At 70.3% G+C, this 22803-nt stretch carries 23 protein-coding genes; 6 read left to right on the top strand and 17 right to left on the bottom strand.

Going from position 1 to position 22803, the window contains the following annotated elements; genetic code table 11:
- Positions 1 to 30 precede the first annotated feature (30 nt).
- Complete coding sequence (locus tag IF02_RS0103890; RefSeq protein ID WP_030153796.1) at positions 31 to 357, bottom strand: hypothetical protein; 327 nt, start codon at positions 355 to 357, stop codon at positions 31 to 33.
- 241 nt (positions 358 to 598) lie between these two features.
- On the opposite strand from IF02_RS0103890, the gene IF02_RS0103885 reads away from it, so the two are divergent.
- Positions 599 to 1618, top strand: coding sequence for an LLM class flavin-dependent oxidoreductase (locus tag IF02_RS0103885; protein WP_030153795.1), 1020 nt, complete (start codon positions 599 to 601; stop codon positions 1616 to 1618).
- A 123-nt stretch (positions 1619 to 1741) separates the two neighbouring features.
- Here the strand turns inward: IF02_RS0103885 and IF02_RS0103880 are convergent, their stop codons facing one another.
- Positions 1742 to 2134, bottom strand: a complete 393-nt coding sequence (locus IF02_RS0103880) for an SCO5389 family protein (protein WP_030153794.1) — start codon at positions 2132 to 2134, stop codon at positions 1742 to 1744.
- A 220-nt stretch (positions 2135 to 2354) separates the two neighbouring features.
- Here IF02_RS0103880 and nucS point away from each other — a divergent pair, with 220 nt between their 5' ends.
- Positions 2355 to 3026 (top strand): endonuclease NucS, encoded by a 672-nt coding sequence (gene nucS / locus IF02_RS0103875; RefSeq protein WP_030153793.1) that lies wholly within the window; start codon positions 2355 to 2357, stop codon positions 3024 to 3026.
- Between the two features lie 235 nt (positions 3027 to 3261).
- Here nucS and IF02_RS0103870 read toward each other — a convergent pair whose 3' ends face one another.
- From IF02_RS0103870 to IF02_RS0103860, 3 genes are all read right to left on the bottom strand, one after another.
- Complete coding sequence (locus tag IF02_RS0103870) at positions 3262 to 5727, bottom strand: hypothetical protein (protein WP_051695622.1); 2466 nt, start codon at positions 5725 to 5727, stop codon at positions 3262 to 3264.
- A gap of 191 nt (positions 5728 to 5918) precedes the next feature.
- A complete protein-coding gene (locus IF02_RS0103865) occupies positions 5919 to 6242 on the bottom strand; it encodes an STAS domain-containing protein (RefSeq protein ID WP_030153791.1) in 324 nt (107 codons plus the stop codon).
- Positions 6243 to 6414: 172 nt separating this feature from the next.
- Positions 6415 to 7263, bottom strand: coding sequence for a 3-hydroxyacyl-CoA dehydrogenase family protein (locus tag IF02_RS0103860; RefSeq protein WP_030153790.1), 849 nt, complete (start codon positions 7261 to 7263; stop codon positions 6415 to 6417).
- A gap of 234 nt (positions 7264 to 7497) precedes the next feature.
- On the opposite strand from IF02_RS0103860, the gene IF02_RS0103855 reads away from it, so the two are divergent.
- Positions 7498 to 8070: a cob(I)yrinic acid a,c-diamide adenosyltransferase gene (locus IF02_RS0103855; RefSeq protein ID WP_030153789.1), complete on the top strand. Its 573-nt coding sequence runs from the start codon at positions 7498 to 7500 to the stop codon at positions 8068 to 8070.
- On the opposite strand, the gene IF02_RS0103850 is transcribed toward IF02_RS0103855, so the two are convergent.
- Positions 8067 to 8636: a hypothetical protein gene (locus IF02_RS0103850; RefSeq protein ID WP_030153788.1), complete on the bottom strand. Its 570-nt coding sequence runs from the start codon at positions 8634 to 8636 to the stop codon at positions 8067 to 8069. The two genes, IF02_RS0103855 and IF02_RS0103850, sit on opposite strands and share 4 nt — an antisense overlap.
- A 175-nt stretch (positions 8637 to 8811) precedes the next feature.
- Here IF02_RS0103850 and IF02_RS0103845 point away from each other — a divergent pair, with 175 nt between their 5' ends.
- From IF02_RS0103845 to IF02_RS0103835, 3 genes are all read left to right on the top strand, one after another.
- Complete coding sequence (locus IF02_RS0103845; RefSeq protein ID WP_420708084.1) at positions 8812 to 10035, top strand: sensor histidine kinase; 1224 nt, start codon at positions 8812 to 8814, stop codon at positions 10033 to 10035.
- Entirely contained in the window at positions 10032 to 10685 is a 654-nt protein-coding gene (locus tag IF02_RS0103840) for a response regulator (protein WP_030153786.1), read from the top strand. Before IF02_RS0103845 ends, IF02_RS0103840 begins: the two co-directional genes overlap by 4 nt.
- A gap of 210 nt (positions 10686 to 10895) precedes the next feature.
- Complete coding sequence (locus tag IF02_RS0103835) at positions 10896 to 12719, top strand: glycoside hydrolase family 18 chitinase (RefSeq protein WP_030153785.1); 1824 nt, start codon at positions 10896 to 10898, stop codon at positions 12717 to 12719.
- Positions 12720 to 12787: 68 nt separating this feature from the next.
- Here IF02_RS0103835 and IF02_RS0103830 read toward each other — a convergent pair whose 3' ends face one another.
- The 11 genes from IF02_RS0103830 to IF02_RS0103780 all read right to left on the bottom strand — a co-directional run bounded on the left by IF02_RS0103830 (position 12788) and on the right by IF02_RS0103780 (position 22786).
- The gene (locus tag IF02_RS0103830) at positions 12788 to 13234 is read right to left on the bottom strand and encodes a DUF2550 domain-containing protein (protein WP_030153784.1); all 447 of its coding nucleotides are present in this window, start codon (positions 13232 to 13234) and stop codon (positions 12788 to 12790) included.
- Between the two features lie 128 nt (positions 13235 to 13362).
- Complete coding sequence (locus IF02_RS0103825; RefSeq protein WP_008738187.1) at positions 13363 to 13737, bottom strand: F0F1 ATP synthase subunit epsilon; 375 nt, start codon at positions 13735 to 13737, stop codon at positions 13363 to 13365.
- 140 nt (positions 13738 to 13877) lie between these two features.
- Positions 13878 to 15320 (bottom strand): F0F1 ATP synthase subunit beta, encoded by a 1443-nt coding sequence (atpD, locus tag IF02_RS0103820; RefSeq protein WP_030153783.1) that lies wholly within the window; start codon positions 15318 to 15320, stop codon positions 13878 to 13880.
- Positions 15320 to 16237: a F0F1 ATP synthase subunit gamma gene (locus IF02_RS0103815; protein ID WP_030153781.1), complete on the bottom strand. Its 918-nt coding sequence runs from the start codon at positions 16235 to 16237 to the stop codon at positions 15320 to 15322. The genes atpD and IF02_RS0103815 overlap by 1 nt, the downstream gene beginning before the upstream one ends.
- Positions 16238 to 16257: 20 nt before the next feature.
- The gene (gene atpA, locus IF02_RS0103810) at positions 16258 to 17853 is read right to left on the bottom strand and encodes a F0F1 ATP synthase subunit alpha (protein ID WP_030153780.1); all 1596 of its coding nucleotides are present in this window, start codon (positions 17851 to 17853) and stop codon (positions 16258 to 16260) included.
- A 131-nt stretch (positions 17854 to 17984) separates the two neighbouring features.
- Positions 17985 to 18800 (bottom strand): F0F1 ATP synthase subunit delta, encoded by an 816-nt coding sequence (locus IF02_RS0103805; RefSeq protein WP_030153779.1) that lies wholly within the window; start codon positions 18798 to 18800, stop codon positions 17985 to 17987.
- Positions 18797 to 19336, bottom strand: a complete 540-nt coding sequence (locus IF02_RS0103800) for a F0F1 ATP synthase subunit B (protein ID WP_030153778.1) — start codon at positions 19334 to 19336, stop codon at positions 18797 to 18799. Before IF02_RS0103800 ends, IF02_RS0103805 begins: the two co-directional genes overlap by 4 nt.
- A gap of 41 nt (positions 19337 to 19377) precedes the next feature.
- The gene (locus IF02_RS0103795; RefSeq protein WP_030153776.1) at positions 19378 to 19614 is read right to left on the bottom strand and encodes an ATP synthase subunit C; all 237 of its coding nucleotides are present in this window, start codon (positions 19612 to 19614) and stop codon (positions 19378 to 19380) included.
- A 76-nt stretch (positions 19615 to 19690) separates the two neighbouring features.
- A complete protein-coding gene (atpB, locus tag IF02_RS0103790; RefSeq protein ID WP_030153775.1) occupies positions 19691 to 20515 on the bottom strand; it encodes a F0F1 ATP synthase subunit A in 825 nt (274 codons plus the stop codon).
- Between the two features lie 225 nt (positions 20516 to 20740).
- A complete protein-coding gene (locus tag IF02_RS0103785) occupies positions 20741 to 21178 on the bottom strand; it encodes a hypothetical protein (protein ID WP_030153774.1) in 438 nt (145 codons plus the stop codon).
- A gap of 285 nt (positions 21179 to 21463) precedes the next feature.
- Positions 21464 to 22786, bottom strand: coding sequence for an MraY family glycosyltransferase (locus IF02_RS0103780; RefSeq protein ID WP_030153773.1), 1323 nt, complete (start codon positions 22784 to 22786; stop codon positions 21464 to 21466).
- Positions 22787 to 22803: the final 17 nt, after the last annotated feature.

The following is a 22803-nucleotide window of genomic DNA, read 5'->3' as shown; positions in this document are numbered from 1 at the left end:
TACGCGGGCGTCCGGTACTTACGCGGGCGTCTAGTACTTGGGAGCGTTCCTGGACCGCTGCACCCGCGAGGTGCGGCGGTCCTTCGCGTTCCAGCACGCCTTGTGCCAGTGCCGGCGGTCGTCCACGCCGCCGTACTCCGGCCAGGCCACCAGGTGCGGGGTGCCCGAGGGGATCTCCTGGTCGCAGCCCGGGCAGCGGTAGCGCTTGCCCGCCGCGCTCGCGCCCGCGACGTGGCGGACCTTCCACTCCTCGCCCTGGTACTCCTCCGTGCGCTCCAGCCCGAAGCGGTCGAGGCCGGTGTGGGGGCGTTCTTCCGGAGTCTCGCCGCCCCTGGGGCGGTTGTGGCGCGGTGACACGTATACCTCACGTATGGGCGAACGGAAGTGACTTTCTCCCAGACTACGCGCAGCGAGGCCGGGTACCCGCAGGGTGGCTGACAGAGGTCGGCCGACGGCGACACGCTCGCGGTCGGCCGACCCGACTATCCCAATAACTTTCGTGTCAGGCCGTGCCTTTGGCACGTGTCAGACGTTGTTGCCAACAGATGAACCGGTCCACCTGGGGGAGGCCGCGTCAGCCACGAGGAGGGTAAAGGCGATGCGCGTAGGAGCGTTTGTACTGGCGGCCCAGTTCCCGGGCCAGGGGCAGGGGGAGGCGCTGCACCGGGCGGTGCGGACCGCCGAGGTGGCCGAGGAGGCGGGGCTCGACTCGGTGTGGCTCGCCGAGCACCACTTCGTCCCGTACGGGGTCTGCCCGTCGGCGGTGACCCTGGCGGCGCTGCTGCTGGGGCGGACCCGGCGGCTGCGGGTGGGCACGGCGGTGAGCGTGCTGCCGAACACGCACCCGGTGGCCCTCGGGGAGCAGGCGGCGCTGCTGCACCTGACCTCGGGCGGCCGGTTCACGCTGGGGGTGGGCCGGGGCGGGCCCTGGGTGGACCTGGAGGTGTTCGGCGGCGGCCTGGACGCCTATGAGAAGGAGTTCCCGGAGGGCCTGGACCTGCTGCGGCGCTGGCTGGCCGAGCCGCGGGTGGCGGCCGCCGGCGAACGGTACGGGTTCCGCGAAGTGGCCGTCGTACCGCGTCCGTCGGAGGCGCTGGACGGGGACGGATCAGGGCCGGAAGTGATCGTCGCGTGCACCTCCCCCGCGTCGGTGCGGCTGGCCGCGGAGCGGGGGCTGCCGATGCTGCTGGGCATGCACTGCGGGGACGAGGACAAGGCGGAGATGGTCGCGCTGTACCGGCGTACGGCCGCGGCGGCGGGCCACGACCCGCACGCCCCGCACGTGTCGGCGGGCGTGTGCCAGCTGGCGGACCGTACGGCGGACGCCCGCGAGGCGCTGCTGAAGGCGATGCCGGGCTGGCTGAAGCAGGGGCTGGACGCGCACGTGACGGTGGACGGCCGGGAGCGCGCGATGCGGGACCCCGTCGCCTACACCGAGCTGCTGTGCGACCTGCACCCGGTGGGCACCCCGCGGCTGGCGGCGAACCGGCTGGCGGCCACCTCGGAGCGGACGGGCATCACGCGGTTCGCGCTGCTGGCGGAGGGCTCCGGGGATCTCGCCGCGACGGAGGAGAACGTACGGCGCCTCGGCGCCGAGGTCCTGCCCCGTCTCGGCTGAAGCTGCCGCCCCGGTATCAATGGCACCTCCCCCGATACGGAGCGGCAGCGAAGTACGGTCGTGCTGATCTTGTGCATGTCATTGCACGTCAGGCATGTCATGCGGGTCATACGGGTCGTACGGTCAGCAGTCCCGGAGCTCGGGCGACTGGTTGAGCAGCTGGCCGCGGATCGAAGTGAACTTGGCGAGCCGGTCGTCCGACGAGGGATCCAGCGGGAACACGGCCACCCGGTGGCAGTTCTGGAACGCCAGGCGCACCCCGAAGTGCCGCTGCAGCGCACCACGTATCGCGTCACTCGCGAGAGCGCGCAGCAGCTGTCCACGCGCCTGCTCGTCGGGCGGCGGCGTCTGGTTGTCGGCGAACTCTCCACCGTCCACCTTCAGCTGTGCCACCAGCGAGCTGATCATCTCCCATGCGAAGGGCAGGGAGGTCCGGACGCAGTCGACGAAAGCGGCTTCGTCGACCTCGCCTCGCTCGGCCTGTTCGAGTAGGGCCGGTGAGACGTCGAGCGACATGGGTTCTCCTCTCGCGACCCCGGCCGTTTGGGTTGCCGGAGTCTTACGGGCAGGGAAGGAGGCCGCGACGCAGAGTGCACGCTCCGCCACCTCCCGCTCACCACGGTAGGCGCCCCGTGGGTGCCGCACCAGGAGAATGCGCATACAACGCGCCATCCGCGAACGGGGCTTTCGGGGGCGAATCGCGTGGAGGCCTTCTCGTCGAGTAGCGTTGCCGACCATGCGTCTCGTCATTGCCCGCTGCTCCGTCGACTACGCGGGCCGGCTCACCGCCCATCTGCCCTCGGCACCCCGTCTGATCCTCGTGAAGGCCGACGGCAGTGTCTCGATCCACGCGGACGACCGGGCGTACAAACCGCTCAACTGGATGTCGCCCCCCTGCACCCTCAAGGAGGGGAGCGGGGACGAGGCCGGTGTCTGGACGGTCGTCAACAAGGCGGGCGAGAAGCTCATCATCACCATGGAGGAAGTCCTCCACGACTCCTCCCATGAGCTGGGCATCGACCCGGGTCTGATCAAGGACGGCGTGGAAGCACACCTCCAGGAGCTCCTGGCGGACCGCATCGAAACGCTGGGCGACGGCTACACGCTGATCCGGCGCGAGTACATGACGGCGATCGGACCGGTGGACATCCTGTGCCGGGACGCCTCCGGCGGCACGGTGGCGGTGGAGATCAAGCGGCGCGGCGAGATCGACGGCGTCGAGCAGCTGACCCGCTATCTGGAACTCCTGAACCGGGACCCGCATCTGGCGCCGGTGCGCGGCGTCTTCGCGGCCCAGGAGATCAAGCCCCAGGCCCGCGTTCTGGCCACGGACCGCGGCATGGACTGCGTGGTTCTGGACTACAACGCCCTGCGCGGCATCGAGGACGACAAGCTCCGCCTGTTCTGACGGCGGGCCGGGCGGACGCGGACCCGGACGGACCCGTACGGACGCGGGCGGACCCGTACGGACGCGGGCGGACCCGTACGGACGCGGGCGGACCCGTACGGACGCGGACGGACACGGACGCGGGCGGACCCGTACGGACGCGGACGGACACGGACGCGGGCGGACCCGTACGGACGCGGACGGACACGGACGCGGGCGGACCCGGCCGGGCCCGCCCTGACCCGCCCGGCGCGGCTTACGCCGTCGCCGACGGGCTGGCCGGTGTGGCCGTCGCGGTGGGTGTCGGAGTCGGCGCCGGCGGCGTGGGATCTGCCGTCGGCGTCGTCGGCGTCGGGTCCGGCGACGGGGGCTTCGGTCCGGTCGGAGACGGCTTCTGCGACGGGAGCGGCGAGGCCGGCTTGCGCGACGGGGGACGCGGCGGCTGGTTCGGGTCCGGGGTGACGGCCGATTCCGGGGATCCCGGATCCGAGGCTTCGGGGGCCGGAGTTCCCGGATCCGGTGCAGGATCGTTCCCGCTCGTGCCCGGCACACCCGGCACCGTCGCCCCGGGCTTCGGCGTCGACGACACGGCCGGGCCGTCCCCGCCCGCCGGGCTCTGCGGTTCGTCGTCCGAGCCCGTCATCGCCAGGGCCATCACCGTGCCCAGTGCCACCACCGTCAGCGCTCCCGCCGCAGCCAGCAGCACCGGCTTGCGGCGCGGCTGCTGCTTGCGCGGCGCGGGCGCGGGTGCGGGCGCCACCGGCGGCGCCGGCTTCGGGGTGAGGGGGAAGGCCTCCTCGAAGACCTCCGTGAGGGTCGTCGGGGCCTCCGAGCGGCCGATCACCGGCACGACCGGCGCCACTGCGGCCACCGCTGCGACCGGTGCCGCCGCTGCCGCCCGTGGCGCTGTGGGCGCCGCCACGGGCAGCACCGTCGTCACCGCCTCCGCAGCCCCTGTGGCCCCTGTAGCCCCCGCAGGCGCAGGGGCCGGCGCCTCCAGCCGCAGCGGCGGCGACACCTCCACCCCCGCCTTCTCCCGGTCGGTGACCAGCGCGAGCGCCCGCCGCCCGGCCACCGTGCCCCGCTTGTCGGCGAGCGCGCCCTTCAGGCCTATGGAGGCCTCCAGTTCGGCCCGCGCCCGGTCCAGGCGCCCCTCGCACAGCGCGAGTACGCCGAGCTCGTGGTGGAAGTACGCCTGCTCCGCGACCTCTCCCGCCTTCCGCGCGGCCTCGGCCCCCGAGCGCAGCACCCGCTCCCACGCCTCCCAGTGACGGGAGGCCGCGAACGCGGGGGCCGCGGTCCGGGCCAGCAGTACGGCGGCCACCACGTCCGCGCCGGCCAGCGCAGCCAGCACCGCGTCGGCCTCCGCCGCGACCCGCTCCGGGGTCACCGAGGCGTGTCCGGTCCACCAGGCGTAGTGGCGGGCGGCCGTACGGGCCTCCTCCGCCGCGGTGTCCCCGTACCCGGCCTCCTCCAGCTGCCGTGCGACCCCGGCGGCCAGCCGGTAGCGGGTGCCGACCGGGGTGAGCAGTCCGCAGCCCAGCAGTTCCGCGACCGCCGCGTCGGCGTGGGTGTCCCCCACGAGCGCCGGCAGGTGGGCGTGGTGCGGGAGCTCCCCGCCCAGCGCGCACGCGATCCGCAGCGCCGCCCGCGCCGACTCGCTGACCCGGGAGGCCAGCAGCTCGGCGGGGGCCGCGCCCTCGGCGAGCGTCGGCAGCGCCACGAACGCGGCGTCGCGCGGCCGCTCCTCGAAGACTCCGGGCTCCTCGTCGTCGTCCCCGGCGGAGGAAAGGTTTCGCTCGTCGCGCTGGCGCAGCAGCGCCGCCGCCTGGACGAAGCGCAGCGGCAGCCCCTCGGACGCGAACCGCAGGTCGCCCGCCCAGGCGGTCTCCTCCTCCGTCAGCGCCCGGCCCATGCCCGCTTCCAGCAGCTGCACGCAGTCGGCCCGGCCGAGCCCGGCGAGGAAGACCTCCTCCAGGTGCGAGTCGTCGGAGGGGGCGCGGGTGTCGGGGGTGGCGGCCAGCAGGTAGGCGCACTCGGGGGTGGCGCGCAGCAGCTCGTCGAGGGGGGCGCCGCCCATCTCCAGGTCGTCGAGGAGCACGATGGCGCCGATGTCCCGTACGCGGGCGAGGAGTTGGGTCCGCTCGGGCCGCTCCTGCGAGGCGTCGTACACGGCGGCGTACAGCGCGTGCAGCAGCTCGCCGGGCTGCTGGTGCCCGTACCCGCTGAGCCGTACGACGCCGTCGGGCGCCAGCCGCGCGCAGTCGGCGGCGACCGCGTCGAGCAGGGCGCTGCGGCCGGAGCCGGCGGGTCCGGTCAGCCGTACGGAGCGGCCGCGGCCCAGCAGCCGTACGAGGCGCTCGCGCTCCTCCTCGCGGGCGAGGAGCGGCGGGGCCGGGGCGGCGGGGCCGGGCAGGAGGGGCGGCCGCGCGGCGGCGTCCCGGGCGGCGCGGTCGGCGGCGGCGCGCTTGGCGGGGGCGCTGCCGCCGGTGCCGGGTCGGCGCGGTTCGATCTCGCTGCCGTCGACGGGGTTCACGGTGAGCGTGAAGTCCCCGGCGGTGAGGGTGACGACGCGCGCGACGGCGGGGCCTGCGGCGGCCGGTGCGGGCGGCGCGGAAGCCGTCGCCGCGGGCGCGGGCGCCGTCGCCTTCGTCTTCGCCGGAGGCACGGGTGCCGTCGCGGGCTGCTCCACCGGTTCGGGCTGCCCCTGCGTGCGGTCCATGACCTAGTCCCCCGATCGCGCTCTGCGCCGTAGCCGTCGTGTCGTACCGTCCGGCCTTCGCACATTCCGCTGTCGCTACGGGTCCGGTTTCCGCCCGAACCCTAGACGGTGCCAGGTCGTGCACGGAACCGCAGGGGTGCCATCACCACCGGACCGTTACGTTTCCGCAGGAAGGGTGGACGGCGGCCGCGTCAGACCCTCGGGAGGGATTCCGCTTCCAGCCCGCCCTCGATCGCGAGGATGCGGTGCAGCCGGGTGGCCACGAGGAGGCGCTGCATCTGCGGCGGCACCCCGCGCAGGACGAGACGTCGGCCGGTCCGGCCGGCCCGCCGGTGGGCTCCCATGATCACGCCGAGGCCGGTCGCGTCCCAGGAGTCGAGACCGGTGAGGTCCAGCACGAGGTCGCCGTGGCCGTCGTCGAGGGCGGTGTGGAGGGCCGTACGGGCGTCCGCCGCGCTGCGCACGTCGAGGCGGCCCCCGACAGCGAGTTCGGCGTGGTCGCCCCTGATGTGCATATGTGCTCCCGGCAGTCCTGGGTACGGGTACGTAGGGATCCGACTGGTCCGCGGTCGGCAACTCTCACTGCATCTGACTGCCGTTCGGGCAGCGAGGTTGCCGACCGTGAGCGAACCGATACCTAATTCACCCGTGCGGGTGCGGATATTCGAACTGGCGCTCAGTGTCGCTTCAGTGCTTGTAGAAGCCCTGACCGCTCTTGCGGCCGATGTCGCCGGCGTCCACCATGCGGCGCATGAGCTCCGGCGGCGCGAACTTCTCGTCCTGGGACTCGGTGTAGATGTTGCTGGTGGCGTGCAGCAGGATGTCGACGCCGGTGAGGTCGGCGGTGGCGAGCGGCCCCATGGCGTGACCGAAGCCCAGCTTGCAGGCGATGTCGATGTCCTCGGCGGAGGCCACGCCCGATTCGTACAGCTTCGCGGCTTCGACGACCAGGGCGGAGATCAGACGGGTCGTCACGAACCCGGCGACGTCGCGGTTGACGACGATGCAGGTCTTGCCGACGGACTCGGCGAACGCGCGGGTGGCGGCGAGGGTCTCGTCGCTCGTCTTGTAGCCGCGGACGAGCTCGCAGAGCTGCATCATCGGGACGGGAGAGAAGAAGTGCGCGCCGACGACGCGCTCCGGACGCTCCGTCACGGCCGCGATCTTGGTGATCGGGATGGCGGAGGTGTTGGACGCGAGGATCGCGTCGTCCCGTACGAGCTTGTCGAGCGCGCGGAAGATCTCGTGCTTGACCTCGAGCTTCTCGAAGACGGCCTCGACGACGATGTCGGCGTCGGCGACCGCGTCGAGGTCGGTGGTGGTCTTGATGCGGGCGAGCGCGGCCTCGGCGTCCTCGGCCGTCATCCTGCCCTTGGAGACGAACTTGTCGTACGAGGCCTTGATGCCGTCGGTGCCGCGGGTCAGCGCGGCGTCGGTGACATCACGCAGTACGACGTCCCACCCCGCCTGAGCGGAGACCTGAGCGATCCCGGAACCCATCAGTCCGGCACCGATGACGGCGAGCTTCCCAGCCACTGCACACCCCACGTTCTTCCATACGGCCCAGTCTCGTAGCCTCTCCGGCGGAGACTAGCGCCAGCGGGGGTTCGTGTGACCGCGAAGTAACACGCGTCACGTCTCAACTGACGGACATCACACCGATCCGGCCCAGCATCCGCCCGGCCGCAGCCAGTTCGCCCGGCGGCGGCCGAGCGGCGCCGCCGAGAGGTCCGCGTGCGATATTCCGGCCCGGCTCACTAGGCTGGCCGCATGGTGAACCTCACGCGCATCTACACCCGCACCGGCGACAAGGGCACGACCGCTCTCGGCGACATGAGCCGGACGGCCAAGACCGACCTGCGGATCTCCGCCTACGCCGACGCCAACGAGGCCAACGCGGCCATCGGCACGGCGATCGCCCTCGGCGGGCTGCCGGAGGATGTCGTGAAGGTCCTGGTACGGGTGCAGAACGACCTGTTCGACGTCGGCGCCGACCTCTGCACTCCGGTCATCGAGAACCCCGAGTACCCGCCGCTGCGCGTCGAGCAGTTCTACGTCGACAAGCTCGAAGCCGACTGCGACACCTTCAACGAGCGGCTGGAGAAGCTGCGCAGCTTCATCCTCCCCGGCGGCACCCCCGGCGCGGCCCTGCTGCACCAGGCCTGCACCGTGGTCCGCCGCGCCGAGCGCTCCACCTGGGCGGCCCTGGAGGTGCACGGCGAGGTGATGAACCCGCTGACCGCGACCTACCTCAACCGCCTCTCCGACCTCCTCTTCATTCTGGCCCGTACGGCCAACAAGGAGGTCGGCGACGTCCTCTGGGTGCCCGGCGGCGAGCGCTAGCGCTCGGCCCCCGCCCGTTCCTCCTGCGGCTGGGCCGCGGGAGGCTTGCGCGGCCAGAACGTATAGGTGGCGGCGATGACGGCCTGGATGCCGAGCACGCGCAGGGCGACGTACTGCCAGCTCTGCAGGCTGCCGGTGTCGGCCGCGTCGCCCACGTACCAGATCGCGCCCTGGAGCAGCCCGAGCGCGACGGCCGCCGCGGCCAGCGTGCGGATCCACAGCTTCCACTCGTGGACCGCCCTGGCCCTGCCGTACTTCGGGCCGGGCGGCTTCGGGCCCCCGGCGAGGCGGTACGCCGCGTGCCGGTCGAGCCACTTCACCGTGTAGTGGCCGTAGCCGACGGTGTAACCGATGTACAGCGCGGCCAGACCGTGCTTCCAGCTCGGCTCGCCCCCGTTCTTGAGGTCCACGGCGGAGGCCACCAGCAGGACCAGCTCCAGCAGCGGCTCGCACAGCAGGACCGCCGCCCCCAGCCTCGGCATCTTCGCCAGGTAGCGCAGCGCCAGTCCGCCGGCCAGCAGCACCCAGAAGCCGACCTCGCAGGTGATGATCAGTGCGACGAGCACCGGATTCTCCCTTCCGTTGCCGTTTGCGACCTTCCGACAACCACTGGATCCAGCCTCCCGCCCGATCCGCACCGCTTCGTCGTCGCCGGTGACGAACCGCGACTGCATCCTTCGGTGTAGTGCCGACCCGGCCGGCCTCCGCCCCGGCGGCGACGCCCGGCCCTCCCCCACCCTGTTGGATGGGACCGTGACCCCGATCAAGCCGGCCCCGACCGAGCGGACCAAGATCTTCCGCCCCCACCGCGACGACGTCCTCCTCGCGGTGTTCAGCGTGCTCGCGGGGCTGCTGCTCTGGTCGCTCGGCATCTACAGCACGAGCAACCGGCACTTCTTCCCCCCGTGGGCCGCCCTGGTCCCGCTCCTCGCGCTCGGTCCGATGGAGCTGCTGCGCCGCACGGCGCCCAACACCACGCTGGCCGTCGGCACCGTGGGGGTGATCGCCGACCAGTTCACCGTGGGGAATCTGGGCACCGTCCTGATCTTCACGGACCTGATGTACGCGGCCGTCGTCTACGGCAAACCCGCCATGGCCCGGCGGCTCCCGGTCTCCACCGGCCTGATCACCATCACCGTCACCATCGCCTCCGTGGCCTGGCTGCGCACCCCGCAGGCCCTGATGATCGGCGTGATCACCGGCATCGTCTGCTTCGGCCCGGCCCTGACCGGCGCCACCCTGCGCAACCACCGCGAGGCCGCCGAGGCCGCCCGGCTGCGCGCCGAGCAGACCGCGCTGCTGGCCGAAATGGACCGCAGCCAGGCCGTCGTCGCCGAGCGCGCCCGGATGGCCCGCGAGCTGCACGACATGGTGGCCAACCACCTCTCCGCCATCGCCATCCACTCCACGGCCGCGCTGTCCATCGACTCCCCCGGGACGAGCCGGGAGGCCCTCGGGGTGATCCGGGAGAACAGCGTGCAGGGGCTGGCCGAGATGCGCCGCCTGATCGGGCTGCTGCGGGACGCGGGCGCCGAGCAGGAGGCGGTCGCCACGCCCTCCCTCGACGGGCTCGACGCGCTGCTGGGGCAGGCCCGTGTCAACGGCGCCGCGAGCGGGCTGGACTTCGTACTGCTCGACGACCGGCCGCCCGGGGGGCAGTTGCCGGCGCCCGTGGAGCTCGCGGCGTACCGGATCGTCCAGGAGTCGCTGACGAACACCCTCAAGCACGCCGCCCCGGGCACGGTCCGGGTGTGCGTGACGCGGGCGGACGGGCTGTTGACCGTACGGGTGGAGTCCCCGTACGGGGACCGGCCGGGCCCCCGCGCCCCCGGCTCGGGGGCCGGGCTGATCGGCATGCGGGAGCGGACGGAGCTGCTGGGCGGGGAGTTCGCGGCGGGCCGTACGGGATCGGTGTGGCTGGTGCGGGCGGAGCTGCCCGCGGAGGAGAAGGCGGTGGCCGGATGAGCATCCGGGTGGTGGTGGCCGAGGACCAGAGGGCCGTACGGGCCGGGCTGGTGCTGATCCTGCGCAGCGCGGGCGACGTCGAGGTCGTGGGCGAGGCGGCGGACGGGGAGGAGGCGGTGCGCCTGGCGCGGGAGCTGCGCCCGGACCTCGTCCTCATGGACGTGCAGATGCCGCGGCTCGACGGGGTGTCGGCGACCCGCCAGGTGGTCGCGGAGGGGCTGGCGGACGTCCTGGTCCTCACCACCTTCGATCTGGACGAGTACGTGTTCGGCGCCCTGCGCGCGGGGGCGGCGGGCTTCCTGCTGAAGAACGCGGACGCGGCGGAGCTGATCGAGGCGGTACGGACGGTCGCGCGCGGGGAGGGCCTGATCGCCCCGGCGGTGACCCGGCGGCTGATCGCCGAGTTCGCGGCTCCGCGGCCCGTGAAGGCCCCGGTGGCGCCGGAGACGGCCGCGGCGGTGGCCTCGCTGACGCGGCGGGAGCGGGAGGTGCTCGGCTGCCTGGGCGAGGGGCTCTCGAACGCGGAGATCGCGGTCCGGCTGGAGATGGCGGAGGCGACGGTGAAGACGCACGTCAGCAGGTTGCTGGGGAAGCTGGAGCTGCGCAGCCGGGTCCAGGCGGCCGTGCTGGCCCAGGAGTTGGGCCTCTAGCGGCCCAACGGAGTGAAGGTCTGGACCTCTTGACGGTTGGTCCAGACCTTTCTACGCTCGCGGCAACTGTGGTGAGCGTGCCATGACAAGCGTGCTCACGGGCGGCGCAGGTCCCATCCCCAGTCGCGGTCGGCCCCACGGCCGCGACGGACCTACGGAGGAACACCCTTGAGCACAGCACGCGCAACAGGCACGGCACCCCCACCCCGCATGCGACTGCTGCGAAGGATCGCCGCGACCGTGGCCGCCTTCGCCCTGCCCATCGCCGGACTCGTGGCCCTGGCCGGCCCCGCAGAGGCCGCCGCCTCCGCGACGGCCACGTACACCAAGGTCTCCGACTGGGGCACCGGCTTCGAGGGCAAGTGGACGGTGAAGAACACCGGCACCACCACCCTCACCAGCTGGACCGTGGAGTGGGACTACCCCTCCGGCACGACGGTCACCTCCGCCTGGGACGCCACCGTCACCAGCTCCGGCACCCACTGGACCGGCAAGAACGTGGGCTGGAACGGCACCCTCGCCCCCGGTGCCACGATCAGCTTCGGCTTCAACGGCGCCGGCTCCGGCGCCCCCAGCGGCTGCAAGGTCAACGGCGGCTCCTGCGACGGCGGATCGACCCCCACCGACAGCCCGCCGTCGGCCCCCGGCACCCCCACCGCGAGCGGGGTCACCGACACCTCGCTGACCATCGGCTGGGCCGCGGCCACCGACGACAAGGGCGTCAAGAACTACGACGTCTACCGCGGCGGCACCAAGGTGGCGACCGTCACCGGTACGAGCTACGGCGACTCCGGCCTGACCAAGGGGACGACGTACACGTACAGCGTCATCGCCCGCGACACCGCCGACCAGACGGGTCCGGCCTCCGGCTCCGTCTCGGTCACCACCACCGGCGGCGGCACCACTCCCCCGGACCCGGGCGGCAAGGTCAAGCTCGGCTACTTCACCGAATGGGGCGTCTACGGGCGCAACTACCACGTGAAGAACCTGGTCACCTCGGGCTCCGCCGCGAAGATCACCCACATCAACTACGCGTTCGGCAACGTCCAGGGCGGCAAGTGCACCATCGGTGACTCCTACGCCGACTACGACAAGGCCTACACCGCCGACCAGAGCGTCGACGGCGTCGCCGACACCTGGGACCAGCCGCTGCGCGGCAACTTCAACCAGCTGCGCAAGCTCAAGGCGAAGTACCCGAACATCAAGGTGCTGTGGTCCTTCGGCGGCTGGACCTGGTCCGGCGGCTTCGGCCAGGCCGCGGCCAACCCGGCCGCCTTCGCCGACTCCTGCTACAGCCTGGTCGAGGACCCGCGCTGGGCGGACGTCTTCGACGGCATCGACATCGACTGGGAGTACCCGAACGCCTGCGGCCTGTCCTGCGACACCAGCGGCGCCGCCTCCCTGAAGAACGTCCTGTCCGCGCTGCGCACCAAGTTCGGCGGCAGCAACCTGGTGACCGCCGCGATCTCCGCCGACGGCTCCAACGGCGGCAAGCTCGACCTCGCGGACTACGCGGGCGCCTCCCAGTACGTCGACTTCTACAACGTCATGACGTACGACTTCTTCGGCGCGTGGGACGCCAAGGGCCCGACCGCCCCGCACTCCCCGCTCACCTCGTACGCCGGCATCCCGATCGCCGGATTCAACTCCGAGGCCGCGATCACCAAGCTCAAGGGCAAGGGCATCGCCGGCTCGAAGCTGAACCTCGGCATCGGCTTCTACGGCCGCGGCTGGACCGGCGTCACCCAGGACGCCCCCGGCGGCACCGCCACCGGGCCCGCCACGGGCACGTACGAGCAGGGCATCGAGGACTACAAGGTGCTCAAGGGCAGCTGCCCGGCGACCGGCACCGTCGCCGGCACGGCCTACGCCAAGTGCGGCGGCAACTGGTGGAGCTACGACACCCCCGCCACCATCGCCGGGAAGATGAACTGGACCAAGCAGCAGGGCCTCAAGGGCGCCTTCTTCTGGGAGTTCAGCGGAGACACGGCCAACGGCGAGCTGGCCAACGCGATCCACACCGGACTCCAGTAGCACGGACGAAGCCGGGGAGACGGGTCCGCCCCCGTCTCCCCGGCTTCTTCGTATCCGGACAACGCGTCCTACGCGACGTTCACCCTCTGGCCGGGAGGCGCCGCCTCCAGCCAGGCCAGGAAACCCGTCAGCGCGTCCTCGCTCATCGCCAGCTCCAGGCGGGTCCCGCGGTGGAGACAGCCGAGCACGACGGCGTCGGACAGCAGCGCCAGCTCCTCCTCGCCCTCGGGGGCGCGGCGGGCGACCACCTCGATGGACGAGCGCTCCAGCAGCCGGCGCGGCCGCGGCGAGTACGAGAAGACGCGGAACCACTCGATGCGGTCACCGCTGTAGCGGGCGACCCCGTACACCCAGCCCTTGCCGGAGATGTCGGGTTCCTCGGACACGCCCCAGCGCAGGCTGCAGTCGAAGGTGCCGCCGGAACGCTGGATCAGTCTGCGGCGCAGCCCGAAGACAAACAGCCCGATCACCACCAGGGCTACGACCAGGCCGCTCACAAGCAGAGCGAGGAGCATCTTCACCGACCTCCTCGCTCATCGAATACCTCAAACGAAAAACGACCTGCATCGCCTCAGCCGCGACCCGGTCTGGAAAATTCCAGACCGGACCGCGGCTGAGGTCTCAAACCTGTTCGGTACGGGGCTCAGTGCCCCGTGACCGCGCGCAGCCGGACATCGGCGCGACGCTCGGCGGCCGCATCGGCCTCCGACTTCGCGCGCTCCAGTGCCCGCTCCGCACGCTGGACGTCAATCTCGTCAGCGAGCTCGGCGATCTCGGCCAGCAGGGACAGCTTGTTGTCCGCGAACGAGATGAAACCGCCGTGCACCGCGGCGACGACAGTGTTGCCCTCGCTGGTGCGGATGGTCACCGGGCCCGATTCCAGCACACCGAGAAGCGGCTGGTGACCGGGCATGACGCCGATGTCGCCGGACGTGGTGCGGGCGACAACAAGGGTGGCCTCGCCGGACCAGACATTGCGGTCCGCCGCGACCAGCTCGACGTGCAGCTCAGCAGCCAAGGTGGCTCCTCGGGTCACCACCCGGCGGGTCGGCCGGGTGTTGGGTCAAATTCTAATGGGCGTGGGGAGAGGGACGGGACACACCCGCCCCTCTCCGCGAAACCTGCGAACCGGAAGCGCTCCGCGAGGAGCGCGCCGGATCAGGAGACGCCCAGCTCCTTGGCGTTGGCCTTCAGGTCCTCGATGCCACCGCACAGGAAGAACGCCTGCTCGGGGAAGTGGTCGTAGTCACCGTCGCAGATCGCGTTGAACGCGGTGATCGACTCGTCGAGCGGAACGTCCGAACCGTCCACGCCGGTGAACTGCTTGGCGACGTGGGTGTTCTGCGACAGGAAGCGCTCGACACGACGGGCACGGTGGACAACGAGCTTGTCCTCCTCGCCCAGCTCGTCGATACCGAGGATCGCGATGATGTCCTGGAGGTCCTTGTACTTCTGCAGGATCCCCTTGACGCGCATCGCGGTGGCGTAGTGGTCCGCCGCGATGTACCGCGGGTCGAGGATGCGGGACGTCGAGTCCAGCGGGTCCACGGCCGGGTAGATGCCCTTCTCGGAGATCGGACGGGAGAGAACCGTCGTCGCGTCGAGGTGGGCGAAGGTGGTGGCCGGCGCCGGGTCGGTCAGGTCGTCCGCGGGGACGTAGATCGCCTGCATCGAGGTGATCGAGTGACCGCGGGTCGAGGTGATGCGCTCCTGCAGCAGACCCATCTCGTCAGCCAGGTTCGGCTGGTAACCCACGGCGGACGGCATGCGGCCCAGAAGGGTCGACACCTCCGAACCGGCCTGGGTGTAACGGAAGATGTTGTCGATGAAGAAGAGCACGTCCTGCTTCTGCACATCGCGGAAGTACTCCGCCATGGTCAGACCGGCGAGCGCGACGCGAAGACGGGTGCCCGGGGGCTCGTCCATCTGGCCGAAGACGAGCGCCGTCTTGTCGATGACGCCCGAGTCGGCCATTTCCTCGATGAGGTCGTTGCCCTCACGGGTACGCTCACCGACGCCCGCGAAGACCGACACACCGTCGTGGTTGTTGGCGACGCGGTAGATCATTTCCTGGATCAGAACGGTCTTGCCGACACCGGCACCACCGAACAGACCGATCTTTCCACCCTTGACGTACGGGGTGAGAAGGTCGATGACCTTGACGCCGGTCTCGAACATCTCGGTCTTCGACTCGAGCTCGTCGAAGCGAGGGGCCTTGCGGTGGATCGGCCAGCGCTCGGTGATCTCGGCGTTCGCCTCGGGGTAGTTCAGCACCTCACCGAGGGTGTTGAACACCTTGCCCTTGGTGAAGTCACCGACGGGGACGGTGATGCCCTCGCCCGTGTCGGTCACCGGGGCCTGGCGGACCAGACCGTCGGTCGGCTGCATCGAGATGGTACGGACGAGGCCGTCACCCAGGTGCTGCGCGACCTCGAGGGTCAGGGTCTTGAGCGCGCCGTCCTCGGCCGGGTCGGAGACCTGGACCTTGAGGGCGTTGTAGATCTCGGGCATGGCGTCGACGGGGAACTCCACGTCGACGACCGGGCCGATGACCCGGGCGACGCGGCCCGTGGCGGCGGCCGTCTCAACAGTGGTCGTCATTACTTGTCACTCCCCGCGGTCGCGTCAGCCATGGCGCTCGCGCCACCGACGATCTCGCTGATTTCCTGGGTGATTTCGGCCTGGCGGGCCGCGTTGGCAAGCCGGGAGAGGCTCTTGATGAGGTCTCCGGCGTTGTCGGTCGCCGCCTTCATCGCACGGCGGCGGGCGGCGTGCTCGGAAGCGGCCGACTGCAGCAGTGCGTTGTAGATACGGCTCTCGACGTAGCGCGGCAGCAGGGCGTCGAGGACGTCCTCCGCCGACGGCTCGAAGTCGAACAGCGGAAGGATCTCGCCCTTCGCACCGTCCTCCTCCGGAGCCTGGTCGAGGCTGAGCGGCAGCATCCGGCCGTCGACCGGGTTCTGCGTCATCATCGACACGAATTCCGTGTAGACGATGTGCAGCTCGTCGACGCCACCCTCGGCCGTCTCCGTCTGGATGGCCTCGATCAGCGGCCCGGCGACGCGCTTGGCGTCGGCGTAGGCCGGGCTGTCGGTGAAGCCGGTCCACGAATCCGCGACCTTGCGCTCGCGGAAGCCGTAGTAGGCCAGACCCTTACGGCCGACGATGTAGGTGTCGACGTCCTTGCCCTCAGCGCGCAGCCGCTCGGTGAGCCGCTCCGCCTGCTTGATGGCGTTCGAGGAGTAGCCGCCGGCCAGACCGCGGTCGCTCGTGATGAGCACGATCGCGGCACGGGTCGGCGCCTCGACCTCGGTGGTCAGGGCGTGCTTGGTGTTCGAACCGGTCGCCACCGCGGTCACCGCACGGGTGAGCTCGGTCGCGTACGGCATCGACGCCGCCACCTTGCGCTGCGCCTTGACGATGCGCGAGGCGGCGATCATCTCCATCGCCTTGGTGATCTTCTTGGTCGCCGTGATGGCACGGATGCGACGCTTGTAGACCCGGAGCTGCGCTCCCATGAGTCAGGTCCCTTCCGTCGTCACTTGGAGACGTTGACGGCCGGTGCGTCCTCGCCCAGGAGCTTGCCGTCCGAGGTCTCGAACTGGCGCTTGAAGGAAGCGATGGCGTCAGCGATCGACGTCAGCGTGTCGTCCGACATCTTGCCGCCGTCGGCGATGGAGGTGAGGAGGTCCTTGCGCTCGCGGCGCAGGTGCTCCAGCAGCTCCGACTCGAAGCGACGGATGTCGGCGACCGGGACGTCGTCCATCTTGCCGGTGGTGCCGGCCCAGACGGAGACGACCTGCTCCTCGACCGGCATCGGCTGGTACTGGCCCTGCTTCAGCAGCTCGACCAGGCGCTTGCCGCGCTCCAGCGAGGCCTTCGAAGCGGCGTCCAGGTCGGAACCGAAGGCGGCGAACGCCTCCAGCTCGCGGTACTGGGCGAGGTCCAGGCGCAGACGGCCGGAAACCTGCTTCATGGCCTTGTGCTGGGCCGAGCCACCGACGCGGGAGACCGAGATACCGACGTTCAGCGCCGGGCGCTGGCCCGCGTTGAACAGGTCGGACTCCAGGAAGCACTGGCCGTCGGTGATGGAGATGACGTTGGTCGGGATGAACGCCGACACGTCGTTCGCCTTGGTCTCGACGATCGGCAGACCGGTCATCGAACCGGCACCCATGTCGTCGGAGAGCTTCGCGCAGCGCTCCAGCAGACGGGAGTGCAGGTAGAAGACGTCACCCGGGTAGGCCTCACGGCCCGGCGGGCGGCGCAGCAGCAGCGACACGGCGCGGTAGGCGTCGGCCTGCTTCGACAGGTCGTCGAAGATGATCAGGACGTGCTTGCCGGCGTACATCCAGTGCTGGCCGATGGCGGAACCGGTGTACGGCGCCAGGTACTTGAAGCCGGCCGGGTCGGACGCCGGGGCGGCGACGATCGTCGTGTACTCGAGCGCGCCGGCGTCTTCCAGGGCGCCGCGAACGGACGCGATGGTCGAGCCCTTCTGGCCGATGGCGACGTAGATGCAGCGGACCTGCTTGTTCACGTCGCCAGAGCGCCAGTTGTCGCGCTGGTTGATGATCGTGTCGACGGCCAGAGCGGTCTTGCCGGTCTGACGGTCGCCGATGATCAGCTGACGCTGGCCACGGCCGACCGGCACCATCGCGTCGATGGCCTTGTAGCCGGTCTGCATCGGCTCGTGCACCGACTTGCGGACCATGACGCCCGGGGCCTGCAGCTCGAGGGCGCGACGGCCTTCGGTCGCGATCTCGCCGAGACCGTCGATCGGGTTGCCGAGCGGGTCGACGACGCGGCCGAGGTAGCCCTCGCCGACGCCGACGGAGAGCACCTCACCGGTGCGCTGCACCGGCTGGCCCTCCTCGATACCGCTGAACTCGCCGAGGACGACCGCACCGATCTCGCGCTCCTCGAGGTTGAGGGCGAGACCGAGGGTGCCGTCCTCGAACTTCAGCAGCTCGTTCGCCATGGCGGAGGGCAGGCCCTCCACCTTCGCGATGCCGTCGCCGGCAACGCTGACCGTTCCGACCTCCTCGCGCGAGGCCGCGTCCGGCTGGTACGACTGGACAAAGTTCTCCAGTGCGTCCCGGATCTCCTCCGGCCGGATCGTGAGCTCCGCCATCTGGGTTCCCTGCTCTCCTTGTTGGGCCTGAAGCTTCTTAGGGGTCTGGGGGCGACCCCCAGGAATCTTCTGCAAGTTCTGCACGGCCCAACCGGGCCGCTGGAAATGCGTTGTTCTATTGGTGGCTGAGGTCAGCCGGCCATGCGGCGGGACGCCTCGGAGAGGCGGTCCGCGATGGTGCCGTCGATGACCTCGTCGCCGACACGCACCGAGATCCCGCCGAGGACCTCGGGGTCCACGTCGAGGTTCAGGTGCATCTGGCGGCCGTACAGCTTCGCCAGCACCGCGCCGAGACGCGCCTTCTGCACGTCGCTGAGCGGAACCGCGCTGGTCACGGTGGCGACCATGCGGTCACGGCGCTCGGCGGCGAGCTTGGAGAGGGACTCGAGTCCCGCTTCCAGGCTACGTCCACGCGGGTGCGTGACGAGACGGATGACCAGGCGCTCCGTGACGGCGTTCGCCTTGCCACCGAGCAGGCTGCGCAGCAGCCCGCTCTTGGCGGAGGCGGTGGCCGCGCGGTCGGTCAGCGCGGAACGCAGCTCGGTGCTCGAGGCGACGATCCGGCCGAAGCGGAAGACCTCGTCCTCGACGTTGTCGAGCGCGCCGGTCTGCTGGGCCGCCGTGAGGTCGGCGGTGGCCGCCAGCTCCTCCAGCGCGTCCACCAGGTCGCGGGACTGCGACCAGCGGGAGCGCGCCATGCCGGACACCAGGTCGAGGGTTTCCCCGCCCACCTGGCCGGACAGCAGACGGCCGACCAGCTCGGCCTTGGCCTCGCCGGACTGCGCCGGGTCCGTGATGACCCGACGCAGCGAGACCTCACGGTCGAGCAGCGCGGTGACGGCTGCCAGCTCGCCGGCGAGCTTCGCCGCGTCGACGGACGTGTTGTCCGTCAGCGCGTCGAGACGCTCGCGCGCGGAGGCCAGCGCCTCGCGGCTCGCTCCGTTCATCGGGCCGCCTCGGCCTTCTCCTCGAGCTCGCTGAGGAAGCGGTCGATCGTGCGGCTCTGCCGGGCGGCGTCCTCGAGGGACTCGCCGACGAGCTTGCCGGCCAGGTCGGTGGCGAGCTTGCCCACGTCCTGGCGCAGCGCCTGAGAGGCGGCCTTGCGGTCGGCCTCGATCTGGGCGTGGCCGGCAGCGATGATCTCCTCACGCTGCCGCTGGCCCTCTGCGCGCAGTTCTTCCTTGAGCGCAGTGCCCTGCTCCAGCGCTTCCTGGCGCAGGCGCGCGGCCTCGTGCCGGGCTTCGGCGAGCTGGGCCTTGTACTGCTCCAGCACGCTCTGGGCCTCGGTCTGAGCGGCCTCAGCCTTCTCGATACCGCCCTCGATCTGCTCGCGACGCTCGTCCAGAACCTTGTTGATGTTCGGGAGGAGCTTCTTCGCGAGGACACCGAAGACGATGACGAAGGCGATCAGACCGATGACGAGCTCGGGGATCGGCGGGAAGAGCGGATTTTCCGTCTCTGCCGCGAGAACCAGGAGGTTCACATCAGTGCCTTTCGTCTAATCGGACTAGTGGTCGCGGTTCGTCAGCTGTAGACGAACGGCATGACCAGACCGATGAGGGCGAGCGCCTCACAGAAGGCGAAGCCGAGGATCTGGTTGGCGCGGATCAGACCGGCAGCCTCGGGCTGACGGGCGAGAGCCTGCGTGCCGTTACCGAAGATGATGCCGACGCCGACACCCGGGCCGATGGCCGCGAGACCGTAACCAACGGAGCTGAGGGAGCCGGTGACGCCATCGGCGGCAGCGAGGATCTGGGACATGCCAGTTCTTCCTTCTCTTTCACGGACCGGTGGGGGTTGGCCACCGGACGACAGGGGGTTTGGGGGAGGGCCGGACTCAGTGGTGCTCGGCGAGTGCGCCCTGGATGAAGCTGCAGGCCAGCAGCACGAAGACGTAGGCCTGGACAGCCTGGATGAAGAGCTCGAAGGCCGTCATCACGATGACCATGATGAAAGAGACGCCCGCGTAGGCGATCCCGATCCCGTTCAGCAGGTACCAGCTGGCGATGGTGAACAGCAGCAGCAGGGTGTGACCGGCGAACATGTTCGCGAACAGTCGGACCGCGTGGGTGAACGGGCGCACCAGGACGTTCGAGAAGAACTCGATGACCATGACGAGCGGGAGGACCCCGCCGAGCGACTTGTCGTAGCCCGTCAGGTTCTTGAGTCCGCCGACGAAGCCGTGACGCTTGAACGTCACCGACATCCAGATGAAGTAGACGATCGCCGCGAGGATCGCCGGGTACGCGATGATCGCGGTCACCGGGAACTGGGCCAGGGGAACGATCGACCAGACGTTCAGGACCCAGACGAAGAAGAACAGCGACACCATGAAGGGGACGTACTTCTCGCCCTCCTTCTTGCCCAGCGTCTCGTAGACGATGCCGCGGCGCACGAAGTCGTAGCCGGTCTCGGCGACCATCTGGAGCTTGCCCGGGACGACCTTCGGCTTGCGGAAGGCGGCCCAGAAGAAGCCGACGATGATCAGCGAGCCCAGGAGGGCCAGCAGCATCGGCTTGTTGAAGTACACACTGGTCAGGCCGGGTTCGCCCCACAGCGGCTCGAAGAGGAACGAGTGCAGGCCCGGACCGGGGAAGCCACATCCGTCGAAGATGTGACAGTCGGTCTCGAAAGCGAGCACCTGCGTCAGGTCAGCACTCACCGCGGGCTCCTTCAGCGTGGCGCATAGGTACGGCAACCTCGTTGTGTCGGCGCGGCGCACAGCCGCTGTTCGGCACTGGACTGGTGTTACGGGTGTGGGGGCGGCGATCAGGCATCGAGCCTCGCGATGGAACAGGCGTCAGCTCAGATGCCCGCGCCCGCAATGCCGCAGTTGGCACCGGACGATAGCAGCATCTCGAACGCGCCCTTATTCCGGCCCTACCCCTCACGACTTCGGCCCCGAATTTTCGGGCTTGTCGCCCTTCGTCGAGTCCGGTTCGACGTAGAGGATCTTGGCCTTCATATGAGCACGCGTCTGTGCGCCGATCCACACGAGGGTGGTGGCGACGAGCGTGATCGCGAAGGCCTTGGGGTTGAACAGCGTCGTGTTCTTGAACACGGCGAGAAAGACGAAGAGCAGCAGGATCTGGGCCGTGTAGAGCATCAGCCCCATGGCCTGGAACAGGTGCGGCAGCGATTTCGCGGTGCGTTGCAGAACGACGAATCCGATGCCCATGAACAGCATCACGACCAGCGTGGCAATGACGGCGCCAAGGGCTCCTTCGCCGCCTGCCACCACGGCACTGATGACGGCGGCGAGAGCGCCGGCGACAGCCGTGGGTACAGCGGCGTGCAGGAGGGATCGGACGTCATCTGACCGCATGGCGGTTTGCTCCGCGTGGTGGTGGGGGCACGGACTCGTACGGGAACTCGTACGGGACGAGCGTAAGCCCGGTCCGAGATCGAACCTCGGGCCGATGGGCCGTCGCACTACGGTCCTTCGGCTCTGTCGCCGGGTTTAGTGAACGGTATCACAAACTATTTGATGAGAGCTTTACCTGCGGAGTGTGCTGACTGTCACACATGAGAGCTAACCCGCCCGTGTGTGCGCGACAAGCCGTCGTTGTGTGTGGTAAAGGCGGTTCATGTCCGACATGTACCGCGGGCGTCAGCGCGCCGACTCGGCCTTACGCCGGTCGGGGAAGCGCGAACGGGGGCCTACCGCGGTCGCTCCGTTGACGCCCGAGACGCCGACCCGGATCGGCCCGGCGGGCTCCGGCTCCCGTCCCGAGGCATCGAGCGCGGCCGCCTCGGCGGCGCGCTCGCGGTGCCGGTAGCGCGGCGGGACCAGACCCTCGGCCCAGCGCGGGGCGCGCGGGGTGAAGCGCGGCAGGAGCAGCAGGACGAGGCCCAGCCCGCTCAGCGCGACGATGGCGAGCACGATCCACATCGAGGCGGAGTGCACCGAGTACGCCACCGCGCCGAACGCGATCAGTCCCGACCAGAAGTACATGATCAGCACCGCGCGGCTGTGCGAGTGCCCGAGCTCCAGCAGCCGGTGGTGCAGGTGCCCGCGGTCGGCCGCAAAGGGCGACTGGCCCTTCCACGTACGCCGCACGATGGCCAGGACCAGGTCCGCCATCGGGATCGCGATGATCGTCAGCGGGAGCAGAAGCGGAATGAAGACCGGGATCATCGCGTGCACCGTGTTGCGCTCACCGCCGACGAACAGGGCCATGGTGTCCGGGTCCACCTGCCCGGTGATCGAGATCGCGGCGGCGGCCAGCACCAGACCGATGAGCATCGATCCGGAATCGCCCATGAAGATCCGGGCCGGGTGCATGTTGTGCGGCAGGAAGCCGAGGCACATGCCCATCAGGATCGCCGCGAACAGGGTCGCGGGCGCGGCCGCCTCGATCCCGTACCCGAACCAGATCCGGTACGAGTAGAGGAAGAACGCGGCGGCGGCGATGCAGACCATGCCGGCCGCCAGGCCGTCGAGCCCGTCCACGAAGTTCACCGCGTTGATGGTGATCACGACGAGGGCCACGGTGAGCAGGTTGCCCTGCCACTGGGTCAGCGCGACCGTCCCGATGCCCGGGACGGGGATCCACAGGATGGTCAGGCCCTGCATGACCATCACACCGGCGGCGATCATCTGCGCGCCCAGCTTGATCAGGGCGTCGATCTCGAACTTGTCGTCGAGCACGCCGATCAGCCAGATCAGGGCGGCTCCGGAGAGCAGCGCCCGCGGCTCGTTCGACAGCTCGAAGACGCCGTTGAGGTTGCGCAGGTGGTCCGCGACCAGCAGCCCCGCGCACAGTCCGCCGAACATGGCGATGCCGCCGAGCCGCGGAGTGGGCTCGCGGTGCACGTCGCGGGCGCGGATCTCCGGCATCGCACCGGCCGCGATCGCGAACTTCCGCACGGGCCCGGTCAGCAGGTAGGTCACCGCGACCGTGACGCAAAGCGTCAGCAGATATTCACGCACGGGCTGCCCCAGATGTA

This window comes from Streptomyces sp. NRRL S-244 (assembly GCF_000717915.1).
Classification (GTDB): Bacteria; Actinomycetota; Actinomycetes; order Streptomycetales; family Streptomycetaceae; genus Streptomyces.
Note: the sequence above shows the minus strand (reverse complement) of the source record. Positions and strands in the feature narration are given on the sequence as shown.

Bases quoted from the DNA above. Each gene is read 5' to 3' on its own strand.
- IF02_RS0103885 (WP_030153795.1), top strand. From the start codon at position 599: ATGCGCGTAGGAGCGTTTGTACTGGCGGCCCAGTTCCCGGGCCAGGGG.
- IF02_RS0103880 (WP_030153794.1), bottom strand. From the start codon at position 2,134: ATGTCGCTCGACGTCTCACCGGCCCTACTCGAACAGGCCGAGCGAGGC.
- nucS (WP_030153793.1), top strand. From the start codon at position 2,355: ATGCGTCTCGTCATTGCCCGCTGCTCCGTCGACTACGCGGGCCGGCTC.
- IF02_RS0103870 (WP_051695622.1), bottom strand. From the start codon at position 5,727: ATGGACCGCACGCAGGGGCAGCCCGAACCGGTGGAGCAGCCCGCGACG.
- IF02_RS0103865 (WP_030153791.1), bottom strand. From the start codon at position 6,242: ATGCACATCAGGGGCGACCACGCCGAACTCGCTGTCGGGGGCCGCCTC.
- IF02_RS0103855 (WP_030153789.1), top strand. From the start codon at position 7,498: ATGGTGAACCTCACGCGCATCTACACCCGCACCGGCGACAAGGGCACG.
- IF02_RS0103840 (WP_030153786.1), top strand. From the start codon at position 10,032: ATGAGCATCCGGGTGGTGGTGGCCGAGGACCAGAGGGCCGTACGGGCC.
- IF02_RS0103835 (WP_030153785.1), top strand. From the start codon at position 10,896: ATGCGACTGCTGCGAAGGATCGCCGCGACCGTGGCCGCCTTCGCCCTG.
- IF02_RS0103830 (WP_030153784.1), bottom strand. From the start codon at position 13,234: ATGCTCCTCGCTCTGCTTGTGAGCGGCCTGGTCGTAGCCCTGGTGGTG.
- atpD (WP_030153783.1), bottom strand. From the start codon at position 15,320: ATGACGACCACTGTTGAGACGGCCGCCGCCACGGGCCGCGTCGCCCGG.
- IF02_RS0103815 (WP_030153781.1), bottom strand. From the start codon at position 16,237: ATGGGAGCGCAGCTCCGGGTCTACAAGCGTCGCATCCGTGCCATCACG.
- atpA (WP_030153780.1), bottom strand. From the start codon at position 17,853: ATGGCGGAGCTCACGATCCGGCCGGAGGAGATCCGGGACGCACTGGAG.
- IF02_RS0103805 (WP_030153779.1), bottom strand. From the start codon at position 18,800: ATGAACGGAGCGAGCCGCGAGGCGCTGGCCTCCGCGCGCGAGCGTCTC.
- IF02_RS0103795 (WP_030153776.1), bottom strand. From the start codon at position 19,614: ATGTCCCAGATCCTCGCTGCCGCCGATGGCGTCACCGGCTCCCTCAGC.
- IF02_RS0103785 (WP_030153774.1), bottom strand. From the start codon at position 21,178: ATGCGGTCAGATGACGTCCGATCCCTCCTGCACGCCGCTGTACCCACG.